The 13707-nt window shown below is 57.6% G+C and carries 13 protein-coding genes; 5 read left to right on the top strand and 8 right to left on the bottom strand.

Annotated elements, in window-relative coordinates; genetic code table 11:
* Positions 1-43: 43 nt before the first annotated feature.
* The gene (locus BMY54_RS03020; protein WP_093429874.1) at positions 44-2167 is read right to left on the bottom strand and encodes a putative bifunctional diguanylate cyclase/phosphodiesterase; all 2124 of its coding nucleotides are present in this window, start codon (positions 2165-2167) and stop codon (positions 44-46) included.
* A 321-nt stretch (positions 2168-2488) separates the two neighbouring features.
* Between BMY54_RS03020 and BMY54_RS03015 the strand changes: the two genes are divergently transcribed.
* Positions 2489-3157, top strand: coding sequence for a polysaccharide lyase family 7 protein (locus BMY54_RS03015; protein ID WP_093429873.1), 669 nt, complete (start codon positions 2489-2491; stop codon positions 3155-3157).
* A gap of 547 nt (positions 3158-3704) precedes the next feature.
* On the opposite strand, the gene BMY54_RS29760 is transcribed toward BMY54_RS03015, so the two are convergent.
* The gene (locus BMY54_RS29760; protein ID WP_139213377.1) at positions 3705-3983 is read right to left on the bottom strand and encodes a hypothetical protein; all 279 of its coding nucleotides are present in this window, start codon (positions 3981-3983) and stop codon (positions 3705-3707) included.
* Positions 3984-4414: 431 nt separating this feature from the next.
* Between BMY54_RS29760 and BMY54_RS03010 the strand changes: the two genes are divergently transcribed.
* From BMY54_RS03010 to BMY54_RS03000, 3 genes are all read left to right on the top strand, one after another.
* Positions 4415-4825 carry a hypothetical protein gene (locus tag BMY54_RS03010; protein WP_093429872.1) on the top strand — a complete coding sequence of 137 codons (411 nt, stop codon included), beginning with the start codon at positions 4415-4417 and terminating at the stop codon, positions 4823-4825.
* A 369-nt stretch (positions 4826-5194) separates the two neighbouring features.
* Positions 5195-5557, top strand: a complete 363-nt coding sequence (locus tag BMY54_RS03005; RefSeq protein WP_093429871.1) for a DUF6124 family protein — start codon at positions 5195-5197, stop codon at positions 5555-5557.
* A gap of 219 nt (positions 5558-5776) precedes the next feature.
* The gene (locus BMY54_RS03000; RefSeq protein ID WP_093429870.1) at positions 5777-6028 is read left to right on the top strand and encodes a helix-turn-helix domain-containing protein; all 252 of its coding nucleotides are present in this window, start codon (positions 5777-5779) and stop codon (positions 6026-6028) included.
* A 61-nt stretch (positions 6029-6089) separates the two neighbouring features.
* Here the strand turns inward: BMY54_RS03000 and fba are convergent, their stop codons facing one another.
* The 6 genes from fba to tkt all read right to left on the bottom strand — a co-directional run bounded on the left by fba (position 6090) and on the right by tkt (position 12448).
* Positions 6090-7154: a class II fructose-bisphosphate aldolase gene (gene fba, locus BMY54_RS02995; RefSeq protein WP_007913760.1), complete on the bottom strand. Its 1065-nt coding sequence runs from the start codon at positions 7152-7154 to the stop codon at positions 6090-6092.
* 271 nt (positions 7155-7425) lie between these two features.
* Entirely contained in the window at positions 7426-7758 is a 333-nt protein-coding gene (locus BMY54_RS02990; protein WP_093429869.1) for an MliC family protein, read from the bottom strand.
* 57 nt (positions 7759-7815) lie between these two features.
* A complete protein-coding gene (locus tag BMY54_RS02985) occupies positions 7816-8037 on the bottom strand; it encodes a hypothetical protein (protein WP_007913756.1) in 222 nt (73 codons plus the stop codon).
* Positions 8038-8071: 34 nt separating this feature from the next.
* Positions 8072-9235 (bottom strand): phosphoglycerate kinase, encoded by a 1164-nt coding sequence (locus BMY54_RS02980; protein ID WP_007913753.1) that lies wholly within the window; start codon positions 9233-9235, stop codon positions 8072-8074.
* A 12-nt stretch (positions 9236-9247) separates the two neighbouring features.
* Positions 9248-10300: an erythrose-4-phosphate dehydrogenase gene (gene epd, locus BMY54_RS02975; RefSeq protein ID WP_093429868.1), complete on the bottom strand. Its 1053-nt coding sequence runs from the start codon at positions 10298-10300 to the stop codon at positions 9248-9250.
* A 150-nt stretch (positions 10301-10450) separates the two neighbouring features.
* Entirely contained in the window at positions 10451-12448 is a 1998-nt protein-coding gene (gene tkt, locus BMY54_RS02970) for a transketolase (protein WP_093429867.1), read from the bottom strand.
* A gap of 259 nt (positions 12449-12707) precedes the next feature.
* On the opposite strand from tkt, the gene BMY54_RS02965 reads away from it, so the two are divergent.
* A complete protein-coding gene (locus BMY54_RS02965) occupies positions 12708-13703 on the top strand; it encodes an ArsR/SmtB family transcription factor (RefSeq protein WP_093429866.1) in 996 nt (331 codons plus the stop codon).
* Positions 13704-13707: the final 4 nt, after the last annotated feature.

Here is a 13707-nt window from a genome sequence, read left to right as displayed (position 1 = left end):
GGACGGGCGACACGGTTCGAAAAGGTGCGCCAGTGTAGCGAATTCAACCGGGCAGCGCGCTCCAGTCAAACGGTTCGGCGAAGCTGACCGCATCCTCGGCCATCAGCGGCCGCGCGACGAGGAAACCCTGCACGTATTCGCAGCCATGGGCTTGCAGCCATTGGTATTGCTCGATGGTTTCCACCCCCTCGGCAATCACCAGCAAACCGTATTGTTTGCACAGACTGATCACCGTACTGACCAGCGAGGCGTCGCGTTTGGAGTCCGGCAACCGCGCAATAAGATGGCGATCAAGCTTGAGGGTATCCAGCTCCAGATCACGCAAATGCGCCAGCGAACACGGCCCGGAACCGAAGTCATCCAGCGCCACCCGCACGCCCAGATTGCGCAGCAACCGCAGTTGTTTGCGGGTTTCGTCGGGATTCTGCATCAGCGCTTCTTCGGTGACCTCGACCTCCAGTTGCCGAGGCTGCAAGGCATGTCGTTCCATCACCTGACGCAACTCGGTGACCAGATTCGGCAGGCTGAACTGGGTGTTGCTCAAACTCACACCGAGCACCAGATCTTCGGCAAACAGGGTTTCCCAGGCTTTGCGCTGACCGGCACCACGATGATAAATCCAGCTGCCGAGGCGGCTGATCAGCCGCGCCTCTTCCAGCAACGGCAAGAACAACCCCGGCGGCACATCGCCAACGCTCGGGTGCTGCCAGCGCAACAAGGCTTCGAAGCCACGAATCTGGCCCGTGTCGATGGCCACCTGCGGCTGATACACCAAGTTGAAATCGCGGTTCTCGATGGCGGCACGCACACTTTCTTCAAGCATCAATCGCGAACGCGCCCGGCCGTTCATTTCATGATCGTAGAAACGATATTGTTGGCGCCCGGCGCGCTTGGCTTCGTACATGGCGATGTCGGAGGCACGCAGCAACCCGTCAAGGTCCGAGCCGCAGTCCGGGTAAGTGGCGATGCCGATGCTGGCGCCTAGAGCGATGTCCAACCCTTCAATCTGCTGACAGATCGACACCCGTTCGATGAGTTTTTCGGCAATCTTCGCCGCTTGCTCGGGAAACTCCAGATCCAGCAGCGCGGTAAATTCATCGCCGCCCATGCGCGCAAGAATGTCGAACGGCCGCAGACATGCCTTCAATTGCTCGGAAACCCAGCGCAACACCCGATCGCCGGCATCGTGGCCTAGCGAATCGTTGACCCGTTTGAAGCCATCGAGGTCCAGATACAGCAACACCCAACTGCTGTCGCTGCGCTCGCCACGCAGCAGCAGGTTTTCAACGGTCTGGTAAAACCCGCGTCGGTTGAGCAACCCGGTCAATGGATCGGTCACCGCTTGAAATTCCAGTTGCTGGTGCAAGTGTCGAACCACCGACATGTCCAGCACGGTCACCACCATCGCATGTTGCTCGCTGGGCAGCGCGGCGCAGGACAGCGCCACCGGCACTTGCTGGCCGGGCGCGGTGCGCAACAAGGCGTCGTGGAGTCTTAGCGTCTCGCCACGCCTGTAGCTGGCATAAAACTCGGAATCGGCCCACAGCGGAATGTGCGGTTTCTGCAGGTAGTCGAGAAACTCCTTACCTTCCAGTTCCTTCACCGGGGCATTGAGCAGTCGTGAAATCGCCGGGTTGGCAAAGCGGATCAAACCGTCCTCGCCCACCACCAATATCCCTTCGGCAGCGTTATCCAGCACCGAAGCATTGAAGGCGCGCGCCAACTCCAGATCATGACTCAAGCGCTGCAACGCGCGGCGATTGCGCTGATGTTCCAGCAACGCCTGAACTTTGGGCTTGAGGATCTGCGGGTCGAACGGCTTGAACAGGTAATCCACCGCGCCACTGGCATAGCCTTTGATCACGGCGTCCTGGGATTGCTCGTTGGCAGTCAGAAAGATAATCGGCGTCAGGCGCGTGCGCTGGCTGCCACGCATCAATCGCGCAACTTCAAAGCCATCCATGCCCGGCATCTGCACATCCAGCAGCACCAGATCGACGTCGTGGGAGAGCAGAATATTGAGCGCTTCGAAACCGGAGGCTGCGGTGAGGACGTGCCAATCCTGGCGCTGCAGCAACGCGCGCATGCTGATCAGATTTTCAGGGTAATCATCAACGATCAAAAGGACAGAGCTGCCTTCACCTGGCGGGGGTTGCGCGCATTCCATGCTGCTTCTCTTGTCGGGACTTTCGGTCGGTTTCCGATAAAAACCGCACACATACTGAGCCTTCACTCTAGTACTGGATCCAGGAAAGCAGAAGCTGTCATCAGGCCATCATTTAACCAAAGCGTGAGTTTGCCGACTAACGGTCACCGCTGAAGCCCCCGGAAACCGGCAGAGATGGCATTTCGACAGGATGTTGACGTCAATCATCTGCCAAACGGGCATTAACAAAAAATCCCTCTACGCTTATAAAGGCCGCCCGAAAAGGCGCGGGCTAGAGCTTCTGGCACCCGCGTTCAGGATGAACTGAGTGGAAGAACCGACATGATCGACCTCGCAACCTGGAACCTCAGCGTTCCCGTTGGCAGCCCGCCATACACCGTCGAAACCTCAAAACTGGTGAACGGCTTCAAAGATCAGTACTTCCATTCCGACACCGGCACCTTGTTCTTCTGGTCACCGGTTACCGGGTCAAAAACCGAAAACGCCATTTATCCGCGCACCGAACTGCGCGAAACCTACAGCAACGGCACCCTGCGCAACTGGTATTACCCGGATGCCGACAATTCATTGCGCGCGACCGTCACGGTGAACAAAGTGCCGAGCTCCGGCAAGATCGTCATCGGCCAGATTCATGCTTATGAAAGCCAGAAGCCGATGGTCAAACTTGAGTATCAGTACAAGACAAAAACCGAAACCGGCAACCTGGTGATCAAGGTGCGAATGCACCCGGACGAGGATGAGAGTCGCGTTATCACGCTGGCGACCGGGATCAAACTGGATCGCGAATTCAACTACCTCATACACCTGAGCCCCGGCGGTGCGTTGGGTGTGAGTGCGGCGGGTTATCAGTGGGATTCACAGATCAGTGCGACGTGGCGAAACAAGCCGTTGTACTTCAAGGCTGGGGTATATGTGCAGGACAATACCGGGTACACCAGTGAAGGGGGCCAAGTGACGTTTTCCAAACTGGATATTGATCACGACAAATAGTCTTACCAATACTCAAAAATCAAATACGGCCTCTTCCAGATCCGGCCTACCAGTGATCGCTGCCTGAAAACCGCCCCATTCCCACGAGAATTCAGTCGCGTAGCACCGAAACTCGTCACTTGAACTCTAGGTAGCCACCCGATTAACCGCCAGTTGAGCAAGCACGATGATCTGCGGAACCACCTGAGGCGCATACCGCTGTGGAACATCGAAATACGCCGCAATATCGCTGGTCGACACGCTCGCTGAGGCCTGCGATGAGTACAGAAGCGCTTTTTTGGACCGGCGATCACTTACCGCAGTAGCGGAGCTACTCTGGTCGGCAAGATCCCCCCCTAATAGTTGTAAGACGCCTACTGCGCATACAACCAGCTCGCGAAGAACCCGCCGTTCGACGGGTTCTTCGTGACACGATAAAGCATGAATGTAGTCTCCTCATCGACTAGCAATACATACGGCATCTAGCCCGAGGGGTTGAGATAGCAGTCTAGAATGCAATTAAAAATACTGGCAGACTTCAACTATCTAGAAACATTACCGCATTTACTCAAGAAACAGACACTTGAACTGTTTGACTCCAATAAGATGTTTCAGAATTGTTTGTTTGTCGGACTTGAACGGGGTAACTGCCTTTAGGCATCTGGGCGTAATTGGCAACAAAATTAAAGTACCCGTTAGCATCTACGGGACCTGCGCCCAATAGCTCGCCGCTGCCAGCCTTATGCAAATCAACTCTCCAACCCGGAACAGCGCCCACTCCCCAGACTCGAATTCCACCTTCCGAAGCTCGAAATTCAGCGCCTTGTAATGTCGGTGCGTTAGCCATGATTAAATCCTCTTCCTTGTCTCTACCGATATTGGTAGCGAGGTGAGCTTAGAATATTCAATATCTTCCGCGCACCTGATAGAAATGACAGTCCCGACAAACGGTAAAGATTTGATCCGCTCATGAAAAACAGCGCAAATGAAAAAGACTGCTGCTTCTTTCGAGACTTACATAATTCAACTATGGGGGAGCCGCCGAAGGCCGCAATCTTTAGACTTTTCCTGATAAAAAACAAAAATTTGCGGCTTTCAATACCTCTTGTACATTCCTCCCGCCAATCCACGCTGGTACATACTCGCTGCAGTCAAAACCGACTTTAAAAATGCAAAGAAATAAAAAAATCGCATAAAAACCTGACAGACCTGACAGTTGGCGCTATTGACCAACTCCGATAACGTTGGCTGACAATTTAATTGCCTAGAAGCCACCCCATGCCAAGTCCACTCGGAAACTTCTGCAACGACGACAACAGCTTTTGCATAGACATTACCCATGCAAACGCAAACAACGGTCAGTTGTGGGGCACGCTGAAAGATAACGCTCAGAGCTACCCGATTGCCGGGTCTTATTACCACCGAGACAGTACCTACACCGACGTTTGGTTCATGACCGACATCGCCGATGCAAAAGATAGCTGGCAAGGAGAAATGGACTGTTTGAGAGGTTACCCGACACTCAGCGCCATCCGCGCTCATGCCACGGGAGGCGGGCGCCATGCCCTGACCGGCTATCACTTGAAAGAGATGCCTCTTCCCCAGCCAACTCACTGCGCTGATTCAAGTGCGGAGACACCGCTTTACAGTGGATTGCTCGTTCAGTTGAAGCGCTGGATGCTCGGTTGACCTGCTTTAAATCCAGCCTTTTAAACAGCGCTGTTTAGATCTGTCAGCAGTTACTTCCGGATGCCTACAACAGCTTGCGCCGTTGCCTACCACTACGCCAGAATCCGCCGGCTTGTGCGCCTGGCGGGCCATCGGTAACTTGATTCGCATCACTGATTTCCAGTGATCGGGTTTAGTAGCCCGTGGTTACGCGAAGCGTATGTGCATCCGTTCAGTCAGGTATTTCTAAGCCTGCACTTGATGGTAGCTGTACGCAGGGCGCCTTCGGGTGCGCCGGTCGCGTCTCCCCGGTCTACTAACCTGCGTTCAGCTGCCACCCTCTTCGTTTAGTAGCGATCCGGTGTCGGCTCCATTTACCGGAGACGAAACATGATCAAATCAACGCCACACCCGCCAGAAACAGATCCCGCATCGCCCTACGAATCTCTTGATTCCAGAAAACTCAACGACGCCGCCGAACGCGCCCTCGACCATTACCTCAAACCGTCCGCCTTCATCATGGCAAGTACGCATAAACCCGAACCCATGTACCTCGCCAACCCGAAGTACAACACCGAATCCCTGCTGGCCAACGCCAGCGAGACCCTGGGTTCAGCCAGCGAAATGCTCAACAACTTCGCCGCCATGCTCGGCACCTCACACCGCAAGACCGCGCTGGGCATTGCGCAAGTGGTCATGCTCTGTGAACTGGCGGTGAATCAGGCGCTGGATCACGTTGAACTGAAGGAGTAGTCACTGATAACGGACTTTTCGTCGAAAATCTTCCAAACTTCCTTTACAGGTGCCATTCAGCTAGCTGTGCCTTGTGAAGTGCCACTGTGGAGAAGGCGGCGCAAGCAGCTTGAAAAAGGGTCTGGAAGATCAAGTAGGCGCGGCGCGTGCGAGCGGACTCATAACGATCAAATGTAGCGTTTACGTCACATTTAACTTTGAAAGTTACAGAGACAGTACATGGATCACGTTCTATTAATGAGCCGCCTCGCCGCCCAATTACGCATAAAGCGTAGGGCGCGCGGGCTAACGCAAGCGCAACTCGCCGACCTCGCGAGGGTGACGCGATACAAAGTCATCGCTATAGAGAAAGGCGCCCTTTCTGTGGGCATGAACGCCTATGCACGTGTTATTGCCGCTCTGGATTGCGAGCTCACCGTCATTCCAGCAGTGATGCCCGCGCTTGAAGAGGTAGCGGAAATATTTGTTTAATCACGCCCACAAAAAACCCGCCTCACGGCGGGTTTCTTTTAAAGCAGTTAAACGCTCAGGCTCAGTTAACCTTAGCGTTCAACTCACCCTTCAGATAACGCTGATACATCGCTTCCAGCGAGATCGGTTTGATCTTCGAAGCATTACCCGCAGTGCCAAACGCTTCATAACGAGCGATACACACGTCACGCATCGCGGTTACGGTCGCGCCGAAGAATTTACGCGGGTCGAATTCGCTCGGGTTGGTGGCCATCAGGCGACGCATCGCACCGGTGGATGCCAGACGCAGGTCGGTGTCGATGTTGACCTTGCGCACGCCGTACTTGATGCCTTCGACGATTTCTTCAACCGGTACGCCGTAGGTTTCTTTGATGTCGCCGCCGTACTGGTTGATGATCGCCAGCCATTCTTGTGGCACCGACGAGGAACCGTGCATCACCAGGTGGGTGTTCGGGATGCGTTTGTGGATTTCCTTGATGCGGTCGATCGCCAGAACGTCACCGGTAGGTGGCTTGGTGAACTTGTAGGCGCCGTGGCTGGTGCCGATGGCGATGGCCAGGGCATCGACTTGTGTGCGCTTGACGAAGTCAGCGGCTTCTTCCGGGTCGGTCAGCATTTGGCTGTGATCCAGAACGCCTTCAGCGCCGATGCCGTCTTCTTCACCGGCCATGCCGGTTTCCAGCGAACCCAGGCAGCCCAGCTCGCCTTCTACCGAAACGCCGCAGGCGTGAGCCATGGCTACGGTTTGTTGGGTAACGCGGACGTTGTAGTCGTAGTCGGTCGGGGTCTTGCCGTCTTCGCCCAGCGAGCCGTCCATCATCACCGAGCTGAAGCCCAGTTGGATCGAGCGCTGGCAGACATCAGGGCTGGTGCCGTGATCCTGGTGCATGCACACCGGGATGTGCGGGAATTCTTCGATCGCGGCGAGGATCAGGTGACGCAGGAAAGGCGCGCCGGCGTATTTGCGAGCGCCGGCCGAAGCCTGAACGATCACCGGGGAGTCAGTCTTGTCAGCGGCTTCCATGATGGCGCGCATCTGCTCAAGGTTGTTGACGTTGAAGGCTGGAACGCCGTAGCCGAATTCGGCTGCGTGGTCCAACATCTGGCGCATGCTGATAAGTGCCATTGTGTGTGTCTCTCCCGGTTGAGGGTCGTTAATCGTGCCAGCCTGCCGGAGCGGCGGCGGCTATTCAAGTGATTGCAGATCGGGGGTTGAGGCCCGGTCTGGTGATTCGATAAAGCAAAATCCTGAGAGCTACACAGAACCCCTGTGGGAGCGAGCTTGCTCGCGAATGCGGCTTGGCATTCAGCATTGATGCAAGCTGATCCACCGCTTTCGCGAGCAAGCTCGCTCCCACAGTTGGATCTATTTCCACATTGGGCCTGCGGTGTTGCAATTACTGCGCTTTGCAGCCGCGGCCGATCAGGTCATTGGTGGCGACCCAGTACACCAAGCCTTCCTCACCCTTGACGTGAAATGCCAGCATGCCGTCGCTGTACAGCGTGCCCGAGGCGCCCGGTTCTTCTTTCAGGCGATAGACCTGATCACCGCCACCCAGTCGCACGTCGACTTCCTTCTGGCCGGCATCGGCGTAACGCCACAGCACTTTGGCCTGGCTGTCGCAGGTCCAGGTGGTCCAGTGATCCGCCGGAGCAGACGACTGAAACAGGTTCAACTGCGCGCAACCGCCCAACAATGCCAACGCCGCGATGGCGATCAAGCCTTTCATCCGTGTTCCTCGACTGACGGCGCACGCCGCCAGCCCTGAGTTAAAGAGTCAGACCCGTCAAGGACAACCATGTTCCTTGGCCGGGGTTTGCGTCTCGTATTTGTCCAGGCCGTCCGGCCCCGAACGCTTGTTCAGCACCGGGTTGGTTTCGGCCTGCCAGTCGGCCTGATAACAGCCCTTCTGCGACTCGCTCGGCGCCGGCGTGGCTTCGGCCTTCGGGTTACTCCCGCAGGCCGCCAGCGTACCGGTCAGCAACAACAGTGCTAACGACTTGACCATGTAAACACTCCTTTGCCTGGCCAAACGGGCGGCCTCAGGCCTTGGCCCGGCTTTCCAGGACTTCTACGGCTGGCAGCACTTTGCCCTCGACGAATTCGAGGAACGCGCCACCACCGGTGGAAATGTAGGAGATTTGCTCAGCCACGCCATATTTATCGATCGCGGCCAGGGTGTCGCCGCCGCCGGCGATGGAGAACGCCGAGCTTTCAGCGATGGCCTGAGCCAGCACTTTGGTGCCGTTACCGAACTGGTCGAATTCAAACACGCCGACCGGGCCGTTCCACAGAATGGTTTTCGACGATTTCAGCAGTTCGGCGAAGTTGGCTGCGGTTTGCGGGCCAATGTCCAGAATCATGTCGTCGGCAGCGACGTCAGCGATCAGCTTGACGGTGGCTTCTGCGGTTTCGGCGAATTCCTTGGCAACCACTACGTCAACCGGCAGTGGCACGCTGACTTTGGCAGCGATGGCGCGTGCGGTGTCGAGCAGATCCGGTTCGTACAGCGACTTGCCAACCGGGTGACCGGCCGCCGCGAGGAAGGTGTTGGCGATGCCGCCGCCGACGATCAGTTGATCGCAGATCTGGCTCAGGCTGTTCAGCACGTCGAGTTTGGTCGAGACCTTGGAGCCGGCAACAATGGCAGCCATTGGCTGAGCCGGTGCGCCAAGGGCTTTGCCCAGTGCATCCAGTTCAGCGGCCAACAGCGGACCTGCGGCAGCGACTTTGGCGAACTTGGCCACGCCATGGGTCGAACCCTCGGCACGGTGAGCGGTGCCGAAAGCGTCCATCACGAACACGTCGCACAGGGCGGCGTATTGCTGGGCCAGTTCGTCAGCGTTCTTTTTCTCGCCCTTGTTGAAGCGCACGTTTTCGAACAGCACGATGTCGCCGGCCTTGACGTCAACACCGCCCAGGTAATCAGCCACCAGCGGCACTTCACGGCCCAGGGCCTTGCTCAGGTAGTCAGCGACAGGCTTGAGGCTGTTCTCGGCAGAGAATTCGCCTTCGGTCGGACGGCCAAGGTGCGAGCAGACCATCACGGCCGCGCCTTTTTCCAGGGCCAGCTTGATGGTCGGCAGCGAAGCCAGGATACGCGCATCGCTGGTGACAACACCGTCCTTGACTGGGACGTTGAGGTCTTCGCGGATCAATACGCGCTTACCTTGCAGATCGAGGTCGGACATCTTCAACACGGTCATGGGTCGCACTTCCTACGGTTTTTTTGAAGTTGCTGTTTGCAGATAGTGTTCTGCTACGTCCAGCATTCGGTTGGCAAAACCCCATTCGTTGTCGAACCAGGCCAGGATGTTCACCAGCTTAGGGCCGGAAACACGGGTCTGACTGGCATCGACGATGGCCGAATGTGGGTCATGGTTGAAATCACAACTGGCGTGCGGCAGCTCGGTATAGGCGAGCAGACCTTTGAGCGGGCCGCTGGTGGCGGCTTCGCGCAGGATCCGGTTGACCTCATTGGCATCGGTCGCGGTGGCGGTCTGCATCGTGATGTCGAGGCAGGACACGTTGACCGTCGGCACGCGTACGGCTTTGGCCTGAATTCGCCCGGCAAGTTCCGGCAGCAGGCGCTCGATACCGCGCGCCAGACCAGTGGACACCGGGATCACCGACTGGAACGCCGAACGCGTGCGGCGCAGGTCTTCATGGTGATAGGCGTCGATCACCGGCTGATCGTTCATCGCCGAGTGAATCGTAGTGATCGACACGTAATCGAGGCCGATCGCCTTGTCGAGCAAGCGCAACAGCGGCACGCCGCAGTTGGTGGTGCAGGAGGCGTTGGACACCAGCAGTTCGTCGCCGGTCAGGCAATCCTGATTGACGCCGTAAACGATGGTGGCGTCGACATCCGCCTCGCTGGCCATTGGCTGCGAGAACAACACGCGCGGCGCGCCAGCGTCGAGAAAACGCTGGCCGTCTTCACGGGTGTTGTAGGCACCGGAACATTCAAGCACCAGATCGACGCCCAGCGACGCCCAATCGATGCCTTCGGGGGTGGCACTGCGCAGGACCTTCACGCAGTCGCCATTAATATGCAGACAATCGCCTTCTACTCGCACCTCGCCCGGAAAACGGCCGTGAGTGGAGTCGAAGCGTGTCAGGTATTCGATGCTGGCCATGTCCGCCAGATCGTTGATCGCGACAATTTCAAACCCGGCTTTCTCGCCTCGCTCAAACAACGCACGCAAGACGCAACGACCAATGCGGCCGTAGCCGTTGAGTGCAACTTTGTAGGGACGCGGTTGAGGCATGGGGTTCTCGATTACCGTGGTGAATCGGGCAGTGCGATGTTGCCCGCACCAACGCTTTCGCGAGCAGGCTCGCTCCCACAGGGAAACGCGTTCCAATGTGGGAGCGAGCTTGTTCGCGAAGGCGTCAGCTCAGACGACATCTTTTCTGGATCAGTCTTCCAGCAGTTCTTCAGCCTGACCCAGGATGTTTTCCAGGGTAAAACCGAACTCTTCGAACAGTGCCGAAGCCGGAGCCGATTCGCCGTAAGTGGTCATGCCAATCACGCGACCTTCCAGACCCACGTACTTGAACCAGAAGTCGGCGTGTGCCGCTTCGATCGCGATACGCGCGCTGACCTGCAACGGCAGCACGGCTTGTTTGTAGCCAGCGTCCTGAGCATCGAAAACGCTGGTGCACGGCATGGAAACCACACGCACCTTGCGACCTTGTTCGGTCAGCTTGTCGAACGCCTGAACAGCCAGACCGACTTCCGAACCGGTGGCGATCAGGATCAGCTCAGGCTCGCCTGCGCAGTCCTTCAGCACGTAACCGCCACGGCTGATGTCGGCAATCTGGCCGGCATCGCGTTCCTGGTGTTGCAGGTTCTGACGCGAGAAGATCAGCGCCGATGGGCCGTCCTTACGCTCCAGAGCGTTTTTCCAGGCCACGGCCGATTCAACGGCATCGGCTGGACGCCAGGTGTCGAGGTTCGGTGTGGTACGCAGGCTGGTCAGTTGTTCGATCGGCTGGTGCGTCGGGCCGTCTTCGCCCAGACCGATGGAGTCGTGGGTGTAGACGTGGATCACTTGCTTCTTCATCAGCGCGGACATGCGCACGGCGTTGCGGGCGTATTCCATGAACATCAGGAAGGTCGCGCCGTAAGGCACCAGGCCGCCGTGCAGGGTCACGCCGTTCATGATTGCGGTCATGCCGAATTCGCGCACGCCGTAGTACATGTAGTTGCCGCTGGCATCTTCAGCGCTGACGCCTTTGCAACCTTTCCACAGGGTCAGGTTGGAACCGGCCAGGTCAGCGGAGCCGCCGAGCAGTTCCGGCAGCAATGGACCGAACGCGTTCAGGGTGTTCTGGCTGGCTTTACGGCTGGCGATGGTTTCGCCTTTGGCCGCCACTTCAGCGATGTAAGCCGAAGCTTTTTCGGAGAAGTCAGCTGGCAGCTCACCGCTCAGACGACGTACCAACTCGTTGGCTTCGGTCGGGAATGCAGCGGAGTAGGCAGCGAAACGCTGATCCCACTCGGCTTCGGCCGCGCGACCTTTTTCCTTGGCATCCCACTCGGCATAGATGTCGGCCGGGATTTCGAACGGGCCGTGGTTCCAGTTCAGCGCCTGACGGGTCAGCGCGATTTCCGCATCACCCAGTGGGGCGCCGTGGCAGTCTTCTTTGCCCTGCTTGTTCGGCGAGCCGAAACCGATGGTGGTCTTGCAGCAGATCAGCGTTGGCAGCGGGCTCTTGCGCGCGGTTTCGATGGCGGTCTTGATCTCTTCCGGGTCGTGACCGTCAACGTTGCGGATCACTTGCCAGTTGTAGGCTTCGAAACGCTTCGGCGTGTCATCGGTGAACCAGCCTTCGACTTCGCCGTCGATGGAGATGCCGTTGTCATCGTAGAAAGCGATCAGCTTGCCCAGACCCAGAGTGCCAGCCAAGGATGCGACTTCGTGGGAAATGCCTTCCATCATGCAGCCATCACCCAGGAACACGTAGGTGTGGTGGTCAACGATGTTGTGGTTTGGGCGGTTGAACTGCGCTGCCAGGACTTTTTCTGCCAGAGCGAAACCGACGGCGTTGGCCAGGCCCTGACCCAGCGGGCCGGTGGTGGTTTCAACGCCCGGGGTGTAACCGAATTCAGGGTGGCCCGGGGTGCGGCTGTGCAGTTGACGGAACTGCTTGAGGTCTTCGATCGACAGGTCGTAACCGGTCAGGTGCAGCAGCGAGTAGATCAACATCGAGCCATGGCCGTTGGACAGCACGAAGCGGTCACGGTCGGCGAACGATGGATTGCTCGGGTTGTGCTTGAGGTAGTCGCGCCAAAGCACTTCGGCGATATCTGCCATACCCATAGGGGCACCGGGATGGCCGCTGTTGGCTTTTTGCACGGCATCCATGCTGAGGGCACGAATGGCGTTGGCACGCTCACGACGGCTAGGCATCGCTGATCTCCTGGGTGTGAATAGATTGAAACGGAAAAAAGGAGGGCATTTTCCCTCACCGGAGCGCCTCGGGGCAATGACAGATAGTCATCCGGAGGCGTTTTTCCAATGGATAGCAGTGGTTTCGGTAGGTGAAACCTTTCCGCTGTTCGTTTGTAGAGTTAACCGTTTCGGGAGAAGTGCCATTTATCGAGCAATATCAAAACTTTTTGATATTGGCCTTGCGATGATTTGCCCCCCTCTCTAGACTGCCAGCCCTATGAACTTACGCGTGCCTTCCATTCGCCATGACGATTGCGACGAGCTGGCGGCCCTGTGCAAGGCCGGCGGCGATCCGCTGCGCCTGAATGTATTGCGCGCGCTGGCCAACGATTCGTTCGGCGTGCTGGAGCTGGCGCAGATTTTCGGCATTGGTCAGTCCGGCATGAGTCACCACCTCAAGGTGCTGGCCCAGGCTGATCTGGTGGCGACGCGCCGCGAAGGCAACGCGATCTTTTATCGCCGCGCCCTGCCCCACACCGAATTGCTCGGCGGCAAGCTGCACGCTGCATTGTTAGAAGAAGTCGACAACCTGGCACTGCCTGACGACGTGCAAGCGCGCATCGAACAGGTTCACGGCCAACGTGCCGCCGCCAGTCAGGACTTTTTCACCCGGGTGGCGGAAAAATTCCGTGCCCAGCAAGACTTGATCGCAGGCCTGCCGCAGTACCGTGACAGCGTGCTGGCCCTGCTCGACAAACTGAACTTCGATGGTGCAGCCACGGCCATTGAAGTCGGCCCCGGCGATGGTGCTTTTTTGCCGGAACTGGCCCGTCGCTTCGGCACCGTAACCGCGCTGGACAACAGCCCGGCGATGCTCGAACTGGCGCGCCAGGTATGTGAACGTGAACAGCTGGCTAACGTCAGCCTGCAATTGGCCGATGCATTGAATGGCACAAGCCTTACGGCCGATTGCGTGGTGTTGAACATGGTGTTGCACCATTTCGCCGCGCCGGCCGACGCACTCAAGCATATGGCCAACCTGCTGCAACCGGGCGGTAGCCTGCTCGTGACAGAGTTATGTAGCCACAACCAGAGTTGGGCCAGGGAGGCCTGCGGTGATCTGTGGTTGGGGTTTGAACAGGACGATTTGGCCCGTTGGGCCACCGCTGCGGGACTCGTTCCCGGGGAAAGCCTCTATGTAGGCTTACGTAATGGTTTCCAGATCCAGGTCCGCCATTTTCAGCGACCGGCTGGCGACACTCACCATCGGTAAATTC

This window comes from Pseudomonas sp. ok266 (assembly GCF_900110195.1).
GTDB lineage: Bacteria > Pseudomonadota > Gammaproteobacteria > Pseudomonadales > Pseudomonadaceae > Aquipseudomonas > Aquipseudomonas neuropathica.
Note: the sequence above shows the minus strand (reverse complement) of the source record. Positions and strands in the feature narration are given on the sequence as shown.